We start from the raw sequence: 14,460 nt of genomic DNA, 5'->3' as shown, positions 1-14,460 counted from the left end.
AAAGGGGTCGAGCGGTCACCCGTGTGCGGAGATCGCCGTCACGGAGAAGCCGGACGCGGCGATGCTCACGAGGTAGATGCCGATCGCCGTGACGACGATCGATCCGCCGGAGGGGAGTCCGAGGCCGAGGGAGACGGCGAACCCACCGACGACCGACAGCTGTCCGACGATCACGGAGAGGTACACCGTTTCCCGGAAGCTCCGGGCGATCTGTGAGGCGGCGGCGACGGGGACGACGAGCATCGCCGCGACGAGGATGACGCCGAGCACCTGCATCGCGCCGACGACGACGACCGCCGTCAACACCACGAGCAGCGTGTTGTAGCCGGTGACGTTCAGCTGGGCGACCCGCGCCGCCTGCTCGTCGAACGTGATGAAGAGTAGCTGTTTGTACGTCAACGCGACGCCGGCGACGACGAGAACGGACAGCACGCTCATGAGCCGCGCTCCCTCGACGGTGACCACCGCAAGGTTGCCGAACAGGTACCCCTCGATGTTGATCGCGGTGAGTCCCCGGCCGTAGCTCACGATAAGCGTCCCGACGGCGAAGCTCCCGCTCAGCATGATCGCGATCGGCACGTCGCCGTACGCGTCGGTGTGTGCCGTAAGCCACTGGACCGCGACCGCGCCGCAGACGGCGACGGCGAGCGCGATGAGGAGGAGCGACCCGTCCCAGCCGGTCGACGCGTTGACCAGGATGCCGATCGCGACGCCCGCGAACGCCGTGTGCGCGAGCGTCTCGCCGATAAGCGCCATCTCCCGGTGGACGAGGAACGAGCCGACGAGCGGTGCGACGACTCCGACGAGGACCCCCGTCGCCATCGACTGCCACATGACGGGATGACGGAACACGTTCGTGCCGAGCGTCGCGTCCATCCCGCGACCGGCCGACCGGAACGCCGCGTACAGACCGCTCGCGAGCGGGAGGTCCTGTGCCCAGTAGAGGAACACGAATCCGAGCATCACGGCCGCGAGCGCCGCGGTACAGCCGATCCCGACGAGCTCGACGGTCCGACGCCGGCTCCGAATCCGCGGCGCATCGCTCGCGCCGGGCGCGTCCCCGGTCGCGGGTCGGTCGCTCCCGGTGGCATCGCTCTCGCCGGCCCAACCGCCCTCGGTCGGGTCGTCTCCGCCGCCGGTCCCTGCGGTGTCGTCGGCCATCAGTGGTGGTGGTGAACGACCTGTCCGGTCGCGCCGTACGCCTCCGCGAGGGCGTCGCTCTCGACGAACGACTCCGTGTCCCCGTGGTGGTACAGTTCCGTGTTGATACAGGCGATACGGTCCGCGCGGTCGGTGACGACGCCGATGTCGTGTTCGATGAGAATGATGGTGATCCCGTCGTCGTTGAGGTCGGCGAGCAGGGCATAGAAGGCGTCGCGCGACTCCGCGTCCACGCCGACGGTCGGCTCGTCGAGCGCGAGGAGATCGGCGTCGCTTGCGAGCGCCCGCGCGATGTACGCCCGCTGTTTCTGTCCCCCGGACAGTTCCGTGAGCAGTCGGTCAGAGAGATCGCCGATTCCGACGGTCGAGATCGCGTCGTCGACGGCGGCGCGGTCGGCATCGGTGAGACGACCGAACCCGGCGTGTGCGAACCGCCCCATCGTGACGCACTCCCGGACGGTGACGGGCATGGCCCCGCCGCGGCTCGTCGCCTTCTGTGAGACGTAGCCGATGCGCCCGCCGTCGTCGAACTGGTCGATCGGGCGGCCGAACAGCGCGACCGATCCCTCGTCGGGAGTATGAAGTCCCAACATCAGGTGCAACAGCGTGGTCTTTCCGGAGCCGTTCGGTCCCACGAGCCCGAGAAAATCTCCCCGATCGACCGTCAGCGAGACGTCTCTCACGGCGACGGTGTCGCCGTAGGAGAACGTCACGCCGTCGAGGTCGACGATTGCGGTCACTGCGTGTGTCGTCCCTGCGTCGGCCGGACGTTTAGCTCTTTTACTCCGCGTTCGGTCGCCCGTGGCGGCTTGGTCGCCGCGCGATAGCACGCGACCGGAGCGTGACGTGTGACGGAGCGAGACGCGACGAGCGGCGCGGACCGGTCTCGACGCCGAGTCACTGCGCGCCGAACGCCCGCCGAAAGGCGGGGAGGTTGATCTCCGTCATCTGTTCGAGATAGCCGTAGCCGGCCTCGTTCCACTCCCGGGTCGTGCCGCCGGCCGGAGAGACTGCCGCCATCTCCGTTGCGCCGCTGTTCTCGAGTATCGCCTCCGCGAGCGTGGTCGAGCCGAACCGGTCGTAGAGGATCGTGTCGATCCCCTCCCGGTCGACGATCTCGATGGTGTCCGCGATCTCGGTCTGGGTCGGCTCGTTCTGCGGCGAGACGCCCACCGGCGAGTGGAGTCGGAACCCGTACCGGTCCTCCAGATACTGAAACGAGTTGTGTCCGGCGATAACCGCCACGTCGCGCGTGGCCCTCTCGGCGAGCGACTCGAAGGCCGCGTCGACCTCGTCGAGTTCCGCGGTGTAGGCCTCGGCGTTGTCGGCGTAGACCTCGGCGTTGTCGGGATCGGCGTCGCCGAGTCCGGCGGCGATCGTCTCGACGATCTCCGCCGAGCGGACCGGATCGACCCAGACGTGCGGGTCGGTCTGTCGGTCGCCGTCGTCGCCGCCCTGACCGCCCTCGTCGTGGCCGTCCTCCGTTTCCGCGGTTTCGCTCCCGTCTCCGTGATCGTGGTCCCACGCGAGCAAGTCGCCCTCCAGCCCGGAGAGTCCGTCTATCACCGCCACGGAGTCGTAGTCGGCCTCCAGCGTCGACGCGAGGTCCTGTGCCCACGCGAACTCGGGGTGGTCGAGGTAGACGAACGCGTCGGTGGCGGCGACGTCGGCGGCGAGCGTCCCGCTGGGCTCCCACCCGTGTCCGAGCCGGCCGACCTCGACCGGATCGTCGAAGCTCGCACGGTCGCCGGCGACCCGGTTCGTCCAGTCGGTGAGCGTGAAGAAGGCGGTGTAGCCGCCCCCGAACGATCCGGACTCGTCTCCCTCGTTTGCCCCGCCGTCGGGTCCGCCTCCGCCAGTGCCCGAACAGCCGGCGAGCGATGCGGTCACACCGGCACCTACCAACCCCGCCCCGCGTTTCAGCACCGACCGTCGTGACTGGTCCATACCGGATCGCAGGACAGGTTAACAGAAAAGAGTTGTTATTTCACAAGTCCCTATTAACAATTCGGGCACCTCGTTCCGCGCGGGTCACTCCGTGAGGTCGACGACGGTCGCGTCGGCGAGGTCGGCGAGCCGTCTCGGGTCGATCGCGAACAGCGCGCTCGGTGTCCCCGCGGCGGCGTAGACGGTGTCGTACTCAGTGAGCGTCGGGTCGAAGACCGTCGGAACCGCCGTGTCGTGACAGAGCGGCGGGACACCGCCGATACTCCAGCCGACGACGTCTCGAATTCGATCGGGGGCCGCCATCGCCGCCGCCGACGCGTCGAAGTGGTCGGCGACCGCGTCGAGATCGATGCGATTCGCGCCGCTCGTGATGGCGGCACTCAATCCGCCATCAGCACCCTCCTCTGCCAGCGACACGACGATGGTAGAGGCGATCGCCGCCGTGTCACACCCCACGGCGTCGGCCGCCGCGGCCGCGGTCTTCGTTCCCGCGTCGAACTCCAGCACGTCGATGTCGATACCGTACCGCTCGTGTACGCCCTCCGAAAACTCCGCCGCGCGTTCGTGCATACCACACGACGGAACGGGCGTCGGTATCAACTCCCCGGATACGGTACGTGTACGGAGCAGTCACACGTCGGTCGTCAGACCAGCGCCGCGGCGCAGCCCTCAGCGCGTCCGAATCTCGTCTTTGTCCTTGATGACCCGCGCGTCCCCCTCGCCGGAGGTGACCTCGTTGACGAGGTCGTACAGGTCGTTTTGCAGCCCCGCCGGGAACGTGAGAACGCCGACCCACGAGCCGTCGTTCTGCCACTCTTCGCGTTCGAGGTCGCCGAACTCGCGGATCTGTGCCTGTCCGGAGCCCGCGTAGTCAGCCGGAAGCTGGACCGCCATCGTCACCTCCTCGAATCGGATCGGAATCACCGGACGCAACGCGTCGAGCGCGTCGTCGACCTGATTTTCTACCGGCTCCATGGGGTCGACTTGGAATCCTGCCTCCTCTAATGCCCGCTCGATTCGGTCCGGCGGATGCGGAGAGTCGTCCATCTGCGGGTTGACGGCGTTGCGCGTGATGGTGGTGACGAGCTGGTTGTGTTTCCGCTCGACCATCTCCTCGCGCTGTTCCGCCGTGATCTGTATCTCCCCGCGCTCGACGACCTCGGGAATGATTTCGAGGGGATCGGTCGTCCCGAAGACGGTCTCTAAGTCCGCTTCGGCCGGCCGGTCACCGCGTGAGGCGTTCTCGAAGACGTCCTCGGCCGCGATGACGTCCTCGAGGTCGCCGTCGAACTCGCCGCGTTTCATCGCCAGCGCGGCGTCCGGGTCGATCAGCACTTCGAACCGTTCACCGTGTGACTCCAGCCGGGCCGTTACGGCCTCGTCGAGCGATATCATACCGGCACTACCACCCCCGTCGTGAAAAATCCTCCCGCGGCGCTCTGATACCGCAGTTGACGGCGATCGGGCTCGCATCGCCGGGTGACGCCGACCCGGTAGGCGGATCGAGCCAGTCAGCTCACCGCAGACGGTCTCTCGTCCGTCCAGTCGTCGCGACACGATCGCGAACAGAAGTGTCTGTGCGCCACGTCGCCGCCGTCGACCCACGTCACGGTCCGCCGGCCGACGCCAAGCGCCGGCCCCCCACACGAGACGCACCGCGGCGCGGACTCCTCGTCGACGTCGTCTCCGAGGTCGGAAGTCGGATCTACCATTGGCGGTCACAACACCTCCGGGCACTTGAACCCGCGAAGGGCGGCAGTTCTAGCCGGGGTGTCCGGCCGCAGGCGTCGCTCGGCGGCTCCCGACGCCGGCAGGTTGAACTAGCTCCGCGCCAACTAGCGTACATGAGCGTCGAACAGGCGGCTGTCGACGAGCAGGACTCGGTCGAGCAGCTCGGTCGCGAACTGGGCGAACGGATCGCACAGACGCCCGAGTACGAGCGTTTCGAAGACGCCCGAGCGGCGGTACAACGCGACGAGGCGGTCCAAGCGAAGATCGACGAGTTCGAACAGATCCGGTCCGAGTTCATGCACGCCCGACAGACCGGACAGGCGTCGAACAGCGACCTCCAGCGCGTTCAGGAGGCCCAGAACGAACTCCACTCGATGCCCGTCATGAGCGAGTTCCTCGACGCACAGGAGGAACTGACCGACACGCTCGAAGCGGTCAACGAGGCCATCTCCGACCCGCTGGCCGTCGACTTCGGCGGCGAGGCGGGCGGCTGCTGTCAGGACTGATCGCCGCCGGCCGGGGTCGACCGCCCGCGCACCTCCTTATATCGGATGCCGACGCACGTCCGCCAGTGATAGCCGTGGCCGGCGGAAAGGGCGGAAGCGGAAAGACCACCACGACCGTCGGACTCGCGAGCGCGCTGTCCCGCCGCGGCGCGTCCGTCATCGCCGCCGACGCCGACTGGGATCTCCCGAACCTAAACGGGCTCGCGACAGAGGCGGGAGTGGCCGCTCCGACGCCGTCGCTCACCGCGTCGACGGGCGCACCCCCGACCATCACCGAGGCGGTTCGCGAGGGAGACACGGTCCGCCCGCGGCGCTCGCGACCGCTCGTGCTCGCGCCACCCACGGCGTCCGACGATGTCGACGCCGCCGCGGCGTTCGCGTCGCTCGCCGGTGCGACATCCTCGGAACGCCCGACGCTCCTCGACTGTCCGGCCGGCGCGTCGCCCGACGTCGCCGCGCCGCTCCGCGCGGCCGACCGGTGCCTGCTTGTGACGCCGCTACGTCGACCCGCCCTTCGCGACGCGGTCAAGACGGCGGCGATCGCGCGGCGGCTCGACTGCCCGCCGATCGGTGTCGTCGCGGTGCGAACCGAGTCGGTTCCCGATGGCGTCGGCGACCTGTTCGGCTGTCCCCTCTTCGGACGCGTTCCCGAGGGGGACGCGGAGCCGCTCTCGGATCCTGCGGTGCGGTCGGCGTACGACGATCTCGCGCGGCGGCTCGTTCGGCGTGACTTCGCTTCGGACTGGCACGTCGCGTGAGTACCGGCTCGGGGCCTGAGACTACGGGTCACCGACAGAGCCAAACCCTCGGAGCGGGCAGCGATCGTATGGAGACGCTTCCGACCGGGATCTCGGTGCTGGACAGGGAGTTCGGCGGGGGGCTTCCGAGCGGTAGTGTTGTGGCCGTGACGGCGAGCCCGGCGAGCCAGTCGGAGCTGATCGTCGACCGCCTCGCGCGCGTCCGGGAGTGTCGGTACCTCACGACCGTCCGCTCACCTGAGTCCGTCGAAGACGGGCTGAAGCGCGACAGCGGGGCGACCGCGAACGACGACGGCGTCGTCGTCCGCGGCGTCGAAGCGGATCCGATCGACGACGCACTCTCCGTTGCGGACGACCTCCCGGAGCGAGGCACGCTCGTCGTCGACTCCGTCGGCCCGTTCGAGGCCGGCGATCGAGACAGCTATCGGACGTTTCTCACCGGCGTTCGCCGACGCGTCGCCGACGCGGACGGGATTGCCGTGCTACACGCGCTGAAGGGGGAGACTGACGGTCCGAACCGAGCCGTAACGACGCAGGTGGCCGACGTCGTCTTCGACCTCCGGACCACGGTGACGGGAACGGAGATCGCGAACCGGCTCATCGTCCCGAAGTTCCGCGGCGGCGCGGCGCTCGAAGAGCCGCTGAAGCTGAAGCTCACTGACACGGTCACGGTGGACACGAGCCGAGACATCGCCTGAAGGCGGCGCGGAACGAACTCGTCTCCGCTTCGACGCCGCTCTCACGCGACCGCGGCGACGACGAGAACGAGAACGCCGGCTGCGATCGTCGCCAGCGCCCAGTTTCGCGGGCGGTCGAGCGAGCCGTACGGGCCGCCCTTTCGCGAGAAGAGATACGCCGCGTAGACGGCGAGCGGTGCGAGCGTCGGGAGCGTCCCGACGTCGACGACGCCGGCGACGCCCGAAAGCAGCGCGAGCGCGACGGTCGTCGCTCCGGCGCTCGCCGCAACGAGGACGTCTTCGCGGGCGCGTTCGAGTTCCATGTCTCGCAGTGAGGCCGCCGGTGGTCAAACGGAGTCGGTTCGTGTCCGGGAGGGTACGTCTACGCGTCGTCGATCTCGTCGACGATCTCGTCGGCGTCGACGTCGACGTCTTCGAGCGCCTCTTCGATATCGCCCGCACCGGCTCCGCCCATGCCGCCCATCATGCCGCCGAGTCCGCCCATGCCGCCGCCCTCGATGACCTCCTCGACGACGACGCGGTCGAGGTCGAGTCGGCCCATCAGATCCTGTGCGATCTGCTGTTTCTGGAACATCCACTGCTGGTTCATCTGCATCGCCTGCGTCGCCGTCACGTAGAGGACGTCTTTTTCGACCTCCTCCGTCTCGACGACCTCCTCGCCGTCGTCGTCTTCGGTGACGGTCTCCTCCTCTTCTGTGACCGTCTCGATGCGAACTTCCGGCGCGTCCTGAAGGTACATGCCGAGCATGCCGGCGGCCTGCTGTTCGCGGTCCTCGATCGCTTCGAGGATCTCGTACTCGTACTCCAGGTCTTCGCCGGCGAGCGGGTGGTTGAAGTCGACGCGGGCGCGGCCGCCGATGATCGTTTCGAGGTAGCCCTGTCGGTTGTCGATCTGGACCTGTGCGCCGGGGTAGCGGCTGTCCTCGGGGATCTTGTCGGCCTTGACAGTCTCGACCTCGTCGGGGTCGTACGCGCCGAAGGCGTCTTCGGCCGGGACGTCGACGGTCCCTTGGTCGCCGACCTCCGAGCCGATGAACGTCTCTTCGACGGACGGGAACACATGGCCCGCACCGAGCGCGATGACGCGCGGTTCGAACTCGTGTTCGTCCGTGTCGATCTCCGCGTCCTCGGCGATCGCTTCGTCAGTGGTGTCGATGACGCGGTCGTCGTCCGCGGTTCGGATCGTGTACGCCACCCGCACGAAGTCGCCGTCGTTCAGTCCGGCGCTCTCGGTCTCGGCCTCGTCTCCGTCCTCGGCCGCGTCCGCTTGTTCCTGATCGCTCATACCCGCAAGGTCACCTGTTACACCCTTAAGGCGCACGGTTCGCCCCGGCGACGGCGGCGTCTGTCTCCGTCTCTCCGCCGAGTCCGCTCCCGCGGCGCTTAACACCGCCGCCGCCGGAGCCACGGGCATGTACGAGGTCGAGATCAAGGTTCCGACAGACGTCGAGGCCGTCCGGGAACGACTCCGTCGGACCGACGCCGAGCGCGTCGGCGCTCGCCGCCAGCGAGACGTGTACTACGACGCCCCCCACCGTGATTTCGCCGAGACCGACGAAGCGCTCCGGCTGCGGCGCGAGACGCCGATCGCGTCGGTCTCGGACTCCCGATCAGCCCGTGATGCGGACGGTTTCGAGACGACGACGCTGACCTACAAAGGTCCGCTCGTCGACGAGGAATCGAAGACGCGGATCGAACACGAGACCGGCGTCGACGACGGCGAGGCGGCTTCGGGGGTCTTCTCGGGGCTCGGCTTCGAACCGGCGGCGACAGTCGAGAAGCGCCGCGAGTTCTGGCGGTACGACGGATACACGGTCGCGCTCGACGACGTCGACGGACTCGGTGAGTTCGTCGAGGTCGAACGCGAGGTCGAAGACGAGTCGGCCGTCGAGTCGGCCCGCGACGCGGCGGTCGACGTGCTCTCCGAGCTAGGGCTCGACGGCACCGACCAGATCAGGACGTCGTACCTCGGGCTGCTTCTGGCAGAGGAGTGACGCGGCGGAGGGACGCCGCGTTTGCATCTTGACGTTTGTTCACTTCACTTTCCATGCGACGGCCACAATTTCCGGACCGTTCGTCACAACTAAAACCACCGCCGGGAGACGTGCACGTATGTCTGACCAGGCAAATCCGTTCGAGAGCTTGCAAGAGCAGGTAGACGACGCCGCTGGATCGGTCGACGCGTCGGCGGGCGTCATCGAGCGCTTGAAAAACCCCGAGCGGGTGTTGGAGACGAACCTGACGTTCGAACTCGACGACGGGTCACTCGAGACGGTCCGCGCGTACCGTTCGCAGTTCAACGGCGACCGCGGACCGTACAAGGGCGGAATCCGGTATCACCCGAACGTCACTCGCGACGAGGTGAAGGCGCTGTCCGGGTGGATGGCGTACAAGTGCGCAATCGTCGGCGTCCCGTACGGCGGCGGGAAAGGCGGCATCGCGATCGACCCGGCAGACTACTCAGAGAGCGAACTGGAGCGGCTGACGCGTGCGTTCGCGACCGAACTGCGTCCGCTCATCGGTGAGGACCGGGATATCCCCGCGCCGGACGTCAACACCGGCCAGCGGGAGATGAACTGGATCAAAGACACCTACGAGACGCTGGAAAACACCACCGCGCCCGGAGTCATCACCGGGAAGGCGCTCGATTCCGGCGGTAGCGAGGGGCGCGTCGAGGCGACCGGGCGATCGGTCGCGCTGTCTGCCCGCGAGGCGTTCGACTGGCTCGACCGCGACCTCAACGGTGCGACGGTCGCCGTGCAGGGATACGGGAACGCGGGGTCGATCGGTGCGGCGCTGCTCGCCGATCTCGGCGCTCAGATCGTTGCCGTCTCGGACTCCTCCGGCGGGATCTACGACCCGGACGGGTTCGATCCCCGTGACGTGAAAGCGCACAAGGCCGACACCGGCTCCGTCAGCGGATACGGCGACACCGAAGCGATCACCAACGACGAGCTGCTCACGCTCGACGTCGACGTGCTGGTCCCGGCGGCGCTGGAGAACGCGATCGATGCGGACCTCGCTCGCGAGGTCGACGCCGACCTGATCGTCGAGGCGGCCAACGGCCCGCTCACGCCCGACGCGGACGACGTGCTCGCCGACAGCGGAGTCCACGTTATCCCGGATATCCTCGCGAACGCCGGCGGCGTCACCGTCTCGTACTTCGAGTGGGTACAGAACCGCCAGCGGTTCAGTTGGACGGAAGAGCGCGTCAACGAGGAGCTCGAACGAGTGATAGTCGAGGCGTTCGACGACCTCGTCGACGCCTACGAGTCGAACGACGTCGCGAACCTCCGGACCGCGGCCTACACCGTCGCCATCGAACGGATCGTGAGCGCGTACGACCAGGCGGGGAGTTGGCCCTGAAGCACGACTAGGCGGACAGTCGGCCCTAAAGGCGGAGGCGCTCGCACGCGGGAGCGGCCGTCTCACACGGATCAGACCAGCCGGGCGTTCCGAACCGACAGGTGTCCTCGGTCGCCCTCCCAGACTGCGTCGGTGTCCATCGCTATTCGTCGGTCCATATGCGGTCCGTCGACGACGTACGTCTCGAACTCGCCGCCCTCTCCGAGCGGATGGACGCCGTACTCTGCGCGGAGGTCGAGCAGTTCGTCGAGCGCGTCGGCGTCGTACTGTCGTCCGAGCCACGACTCGTCGAGCCCGTACGCCGCGACCTGCACGATCCGGATCTCGAACCCCGCGTCGAACATGGCTTCGGCGAGTTCGACGGGATCTTCTCGCCACAGCGGCGCAAACAGGTCGATGTCGAGCCGGTCGCACATCGCTTGAATCCGGCTCGTCTGGAACTCGCTTTCGACCGCGCCCGCGGTGACGCCGACGAGGTCGAGGTCGCCGTCCGCTGCAAGCTCTCTGAGCGCCGCCTCCATCGGTTCCAGTTCCGCGTCACCCTGTGCGCTCGCGTCCACCACGTCGTCCGCACCGAAGTCGTCCGGAGCGATCTCGACGAGGTCGATGCCGATGGCTTCGGCGGCGAGTCCCGCGAGTTCGGTCGCCGGCGTGTGATACATGTACGAATCGCCCGCGGGATGGATAGTCAGGAGTCGAGAGACGTCGAGTTCTTGCTGGAGCGCGCAGTACAGCGCCCACGAAGAGTCTTTGCCGCCCGAAAAGAGGCTCACCCAGTCGCTCATGGCGGAACACGGAGAGAGAAGCATAAAGCGACGGCGGTCGACCCCCGCCTACGCGAGGACGATCGTCGGTCAGTCCGCGCCGCCGCGACCGATCACCTCGTCGTCGACTCGGTCCAGACTGTCCGCGAGCCGCGACCCCGAAGGGACCGCCTCGAAGAACGCGTCGGACCCGAACGAGACGTCGGCGTTTATCGAGACGAACCCGAGATCGGTCGGGTCCCCGTCGAGTCCCGTGAGGAATGCGACGGTCCGAACCGCAGGGACGTCGTCGACGCGGCCTGCGGTCTCGACCGACGCGTACAGCGTTCGGTGCGTGGCGACGTGATACACGCAGGTCGGCGTGGGTGCGAAACACAACAGAAAGTGCGCGCCCGGTCCGGTTCGCCGAAGCTTCGGGCGGATCGCGTGCGCTTCGTCCGCGTGGAAGTACCGCTCCATCCGTCGGTATTGTCTGAGCACTTCGTTCGCGCCCGTCGCGCGCCTCACCGCCGCGTCGCTTTTGAGTTCGACGACGTGGTCGACTCGCTCCGGCGTGTGGAGACGAACGTACACGTCGACGACCCCACGACGACCGTCCGCGTCGTACGGCTCTTCCACCCGGATCGTGGGATCGTCGTGGACGGCCGCGTAGTGATCGACGACCTGCGTCGCCAGTTCGTCTTCCCGCATGGACGGACGAGTGTGCCGCCGCCGAATAAACGCCCCGTTATAAAGCCGAACGCACTGTCCCGTGTTCAGATAGCGGTCACGGGGTTTGTATGCTCTCGGCCCCTACGCATCAGTGATGCCAGAGAGAGTATCTAGACGACGGTACGTCGCCGGAAGCGGAGCTGTGTTGACGCTCGGTGCGCTCGCCGGCTGCTCCGGCGGCGGTGACGGTGAAAGCGGCGGAAGTGGCGACGGCGAGAGTTCGGAGGCCGAGGCGCTCGACGACGTTCCGAGCGCGCTCGACGAGTATCTCTCCGACGCACGGCTCTACGACGGGGCCATCCTCGATTACACCGGCGAAGACGAAGTGACCGTCCGCGTCGGGGCGGGCGACGTCGGGTTCGCATTCGATCCCCCAGCGATCCGCATCGACGCGGGGACGACCGTCGTCTGGGAGTGGACCGGACAGGGCGGCGCACACAACGTCCAGTCCGCGGAAGACTCCGCTACCGAGTTCAACAGCGGCAGCGCGGTGTCCGAAGAGGGAACGACCTTCGAGCAGACGTTCGACAGCGCCGGCGTGCAGTTGTACTACTGTCTACCGCATCAGGCGAGCGGGATGCTCGGCGGAATCGACGTCGTCGAAGGCTGATCAAAGCTAGCGGACGAGAACGCATCGGACCGAACGCATCGGAGCGGAACTCCGACTGCGGACACCGATCGAGCGAGAGTCGGCGTTACGGGAGGTGTGACCACCGGACGTCGACTATTCTGTCGTGCTCGCTCGTGACGGTCGGACGGGCGAGGTGGTGGTTAGCGTTGATTCCAGCCTCTGACAACCGTGAGAGCGCATCCTCGAGCGTCCGGTCGGACCGAGCGATCGACGAGTCGCGGACGTACGGAGCGTCGATCGGGTCCGACCGGTCGTTCGCCGTCTCGATCTCGTCTGTGAGTTCGCTCCCGATGGCGTGTGGCGGCTGGTGAAACCGCCAGTCGCCGATCCGCAAGAAGAGCCAGACGTCGCCGTGAATGGAGTGGTACTCTCCAGTGACGTGTGCGGGGTCGTGTGCGACCACGCGGGCGATCACGGCCGTCTTCGTTCGATACAGGGCGTCCTTGCGGGCAGAACGGACGTTGCTCTCGGTGACATCGCCGCGTTCGTAGGCGGCCGTCGCCTCGTCCGCGAGCTGTTTTGCGGCCTTGTTGACGACGTACAGCGATTCGAGCAGGTCGTCCGTCGGTTCGAGCGCGTCCACGGTGTGGTCCGGTCGGCGTCTGCGACCGACAGGTGGTCGGGGCGTCGAACCAATATGCGTTTCGGGGTCCGGCAGACAGCCGATAGGTCGGTGACGGTTGAGGCCGGCGAGTCGGATCTCGGATGGTTAATTCTTTAAGCACACGAACGAAGGAGAGAGCAAGCAATGTCGTCCGATTCGCTCAAACTGTACTCGGCGATATACGTCGCGCTCTTGGTCGCGGCCACGCTCAACTTCATTCTCTTCGAGGCCGACTTCCTCGCGTTCACGTACGCGCAAGCGGTCGGCGGGACGCTCGTTATCGCGACCGTCAAGACGCTCCTCATCGTGGCGTACTTCCAGCACCTCCGCTGGGAGAACCGCTCTTTGACCTACGTGATGGCGCTCGCGCTCGCGCTCACCATGCTTCTCATGGCCGCCGCGACGTACTCTATTTCGTAGTCGGCGCGGGGCCACGCCGTCGAACTCGACGACGGTTCGACCGAGAGATTTGACACGTTCGGGCGTGTTTTTTGTAGTCGCGGTCGAACATCGCGGTATGGAACTACGAGCCGCCACCACCGACGACATCGATGCCATCCGACGAGTTGCCCGCGAGTCGCTTTTTGCCTCCTACGAGCACGCGGTCGACCGGCCCCTCCTCGAAGAGGCGGTGGACGAGTGGTACGACCCGGCCGACCTCGACGACGACATCGACGACGACGAGACGGTGTGCCCCGTCGCCATCGTCGACGACGAGGTCGTCGGGTTCGCCGAAAGCTACGTTATCGGCCGCCGTGAACGCGTCGGCGAGATCGACTGGCTTCACGTTCACCCGGACCACCGCGGGTCGGGGATCGGCTCCGCGCTGTTGGCGCTCGTGGAATCGGAGCTCAAAGACGCCGACGTCGACCGGATCGAGGCACGCGTCCTCGCGACCAACGAGGCCGGCACCGTGTTCTACGAGTCTGAAGGATACGAACTGGTGGACGAGCGCGCGGTCGAGATCGGCAAAGAGACGTTCGAGGAGCGGGGGTACCGAAAACAGCTCAGTCGCCTGACTGGCATCTCCGAGGGTGTCGTCGAGACCGACGACGGGGAGCGCATCTACGTCGCTTTCGACGAGAGCGAGCGCGGGTCGCTCGCGCCGTTTTACGTCGCGTACGCCGACCCCGATAGAGACCAGCGGTACGGCTACTTCTGTGGCAACTGCGAGGGAACCAATATCGCCATCGACACCATGGACCGTATGGAGTGTGCGGGCTGCGGGAACCGCCGCAAGCCGTCTCGGTGGGACGCCGCGTACTGACTCGCCACGCCGCCGCTCGATACGATCTGTTGGACGTCAGGCCCGCCAACCGGTGTGGTGCCGACTCGTCTTCTATCGCACACCGCAAGCTCCGTCTGTTATCTCGCCCTCAGTCGTCGCTACGTGGACCGTCTCCGCGCCACCGACGATACAGTAGATACGCGATCGCCAACCCGAGCCCCCACGATCCGACCCCGAGTACCGCGAACGCGACGCCCCACAGAAACTCGCCTGTCGGCACTCCGAACATACACCTTCTCGGCGTTTGCGCCACATAAACGCACCGAGCACGACAGCCGTCACTGGGTTGTGAATC

Annotated in this window: 20 protein-coding genes; 8 read left to right on the top strand and 12 right to left on the bottom strand. The window is 67.0% G+C overall.

Annotated features, from left to right (window positions below; genetic code table 11):
• Positions 1-15: 15 nt before the first annotated feature.
• From EP28_RS03195 to EP28_RS03170, 6 genes are all read right to left on the bottom strand, one after another.
• Positions 16-1,161: a metal ABC transporter permease gene (locus tag EP28_RS03195; RefSeq protein WP_080506036.1), complete on the bottom strand. Its 1,146-nt coding sequence runs from the start codon at positions 1,159-1,161 to the stop codon at positions 16-18.
• Entirely contained in the window at positions 1,161-1,901 is a 741-nt protein-coding gene (locus EP28_RS03190; RefSeq protein WP_049982551.1) for a metal ABC transporter ATP-binding protein, read from the bottom strand. The genes EP28_RS03195 and EP28_RS03190 overlap by 1 nt, the downstream gene beginning before the upstream one ends.
• Positions 1,902-2,058: 157 nt before the next feature.
• Positions 2,059-3,108 carry a metal ABC transporter substrate-binding protein gene (locus EP28_RS03185; RefSeq protein WP_049982550.1) on the bottom strand — a complete coding sequence of 350 codons (1,050 nt, stop codon included), beginning with the start codon at positions 3,106-3,108 and terminating at the stop codon, positions 2,059-2,061.
• An 84-nt stretch (positions 3,109-3,192) separates the two neighbouring features.
• Positions 3,193-3,678 (bottom strand): YbaK/EbsC family protein, encoded by a 486-nt coding sequence (locus EP28_RS03180; protein ID WP_049982549.1) that lies wholly within the window; start codon positions 3,676-3,678, stop codon positions 3,193-3,195.
• Between the two features lie 99 nt (positions 3,679-3,777).
• Positions 3,778-4,503 carry a ribosome assembly factor SBDS gene (locus EP28_RS03175; RefSeq protein WP_049982548.1) on the bottom strand — a complete coding sequence of 242 codons (726 nt, stop codon included), beginning with the start codon at positions 4,501-4,503 and terminating at the stop codon, positions 3,778-3,780.
• Between the two features lie 116 nt (positions 4,504-4,619).
• Positions 4,620-4,820, bottom strand: coding sequence for a DUF7576 family protein (locus EP28_RS03170; RefSeq protein WP_049982547.1), 201 nt, complete (start codon positions 4,818-4,820; stop codon positions 4,620-4,622).
• Between the two features lie 132 nt (positions 4,821-4,952).
• Here EP28_RS03170 and EP28_RS03165 point away from each other — a divergent pair, with 132 nt between their 5' ends.
• The 3 genes from EP28_RS03165 to EP28_RS03155 all read left to right on the top strand — a co-directional run bounded on the left by EP28_RS03165 (position 4,953) and on the right by EP28_RS03155 (position 6,801).
• On the top strand, positions 4,953-5,345 hold the full coding sequence (locus EP28_RS03165; protein ID WP_049982546.1) for a YlbF/YmcA family competence regulator: 393 nt from the start codon (positions 4,953-4,955) through the stop codon (positions 5,343-5,345).
• Positions 5,346-5,410: 65 nt separating this feature from the next.
• The gene (locus EP28_RS03160) at positions 5,411-6,103 is read left to right on the top strand and encodes a MinD/ParA family ATP-binding protein (RefSeq protein WP_049982545.1); all 693 of its coding nucleotides are present in this window, start codon (positions 5,411-5,413) and stop codon (positions 6,101-6,103) included.
• Positions 6,104-6,171: 68 nt separating this feature from the next.
• Positions 6,172-6,801: an RAD55 family ATPase gene (locus EP28_RS03155; RefSeq protein WP_049982544.1), complete on the top strand. Its 630-nt coding sequence runs from the start codon at positions 6,172-6,174 to the stop codon at positions 6,799-6,801.
• A 41-nt stretch (positions 6,802-6,842) separates the two neighbouring features.
• Here the strand turns inward: EP28_RS03155 and EP28_RS03150 are convergent, their stop codons facing one another.
• Together EP28_RS03150 and EP28_RS03145 are read right to left on the bottom strand one after the other, a co-directional pair.
• Positions 6,843-7,103, bottom strand: coding sequence for a DUF8049 family protein (locus EP28_RS03150; RefSeq protein ID WP_049982543.1), 261 nt, complete (start codon positions 7,101-7,103; stop codon positions 6,843-6,845).
• Between the two features lie 59 nt (positions 7,104-7,162).
• The gene (locus tag EP28_RS03145) at positions 7,163-8,086 is read right to left on the bottom strand and encodes an FKBP-type peptidyl-prolyl cis-trans isomerase (RefSeq protein ID WP_049982542.1); all 924 of its coding nucleotides are present in this window, start codon (positions 8,084-8,086) and stop codon (positions 7,163-7,165) included.
• Positions 8,087-8,213: 127 nt separating this feature from the next.
• Here EP28_RS03145 and cyaB point away from each other — a divergent pair, with 127 nt between their 5' ends.
• A complete protein-coding gene (cyaB, locus tag EP28_RS03140; RefSeq protein ID WP_049982541.1) occupies positions 8,214-8,795 on the top strand; it encodes a class IV adenylate cyclase in 582 nt (193 codons plus the stop codon).
• Positions 8,796-8,913: 118 nt separating this feature from the next.
• Entirely contained in the window at positions 8,914-10,167 is a 1,254-nt protein-coding gene (locus EP28_RS03135) for a Glu/Leu/Phe/Val family dehydrogenase (RefSeq protein ID WP_049982540.1), read from the top strand.
• 71 nt (positions 10,168-10,238) lie between these two features.
• On the opposite strand, the gene EP28_RS03130 is transcribed toward EP28_RS03135, so the two are convergent.
• A complete protein-coding gene (locus EP28_RS03130) occupies positions 10,239-10,952 on the bottom strand; it encodes a diphthine--ammonia ligase (RefSeq protein WP_049982539.1) in 714 nt (237 codons plus the stop codon).
• A gap of 69 nt (positions 10,953-11,021) precedes the next feature.
• Complete coding sequence (locus tag EP28_RS03125) at positions 11,022-11,621, bottom strand: hypothetical protein (protein ID WP_049982538.1); 600 nt, start codon at positions 11,619-11,621, stop codon at positions 11,022-11,024.
• Between the two features lie 115 nt (positions 11,622-11,736).
• Between EP28_RS03125 and EP28_RS03120 the strand changes: the two genes are divergently transcribed.
• Positions 11,737-12,252: a halocyanin domain-containing protein gene (locus EP28_RS03120; RefSeq protein WP_049982537.1), complete on the top strand. Its 516-nt coding sequence runs from the start codon at positions 11,737-11,739 to the stop codon at positions 12,250-12,252.
• An 85-nt stretch (positions 12,253-12,337) separates the two neighbouring features.
• Here EP28_RS03120 and EP28_RS03115 read toward each other — a convergent pair whose 3' ends face one another.
• Positions 12,338-12,856 carry a hypothetical protein gene (locus EP28_RS03115; protein ID WP_049982536.1) on the bottom strand — a complete coding sequence of 173 codons (519 nt, stop codon included), beginning with the start codon at positions 12,854-12,856 and terminating at the stop codon, positions 12,338-12,340.
• A 165-nt stretch (positions 12,857-13,021) separates the two neighbouring features.
• On the opposite strand from EP28_RS03115, the gene EP28_RS03110 reads away from it, so the two are divergent.
• Both EP28_RS03110 and EP28_RS03105 read left to right on the top strand, forming a co-directional pair.
• On the top strand, positions 13,022-13,297 hold the full coding sequence (locus tag EP28_RS03110; RefSeq protein WP_049982535.1) for a cytochrome C oxidase subunit IV family protein: 276 nt from the start codon (positions 13,022-13,024) through the stop codon (positions 13,295-13,297).
• Between the two features lie 97 nt (positions 13,298-13,394).
• The gene (locus tag EP28_RS03105; RefSeq protein WP_049982534.1) at positions 13,395-14,144 is read left to right on the top strand and encodes a GNAT family N-acetyltransferase; all 750 of its coding nucleotides are present in this window, start codon (positions 13,395-13,397) and stop codon (positions 14,142-14,144) included.
• Positions 14,145-14,253: 109 nt separating this feature from the next.
• Here EP28_RS03105 and EP28_RS14330 read toward each other — a convergent pair whose 3' ends face one another.
• Entirely contained in the window at positions 14,254-14,394 is a 141-nt protein-coding gene (locus EP28_RS14330; protein WP_196219593.1) for a hypothetical protein, read from the bottom strand.
• Positions 14,395-14,460 lie beyond the last annotated feature (66 nt).

The organism is Halorubrum sp. BV1, from assembly GCF_000746205.1.
GTDB lineage: Archaea > Halobacteriota > Halobacteria > Halobacteriales > Haloferacaceae > Halorubrum.
The sequence above is the reverse complement of the archived record's forward strand: the minus strand, read 5'-3'. Positions and strand labels throughout refer to the sequence as shown.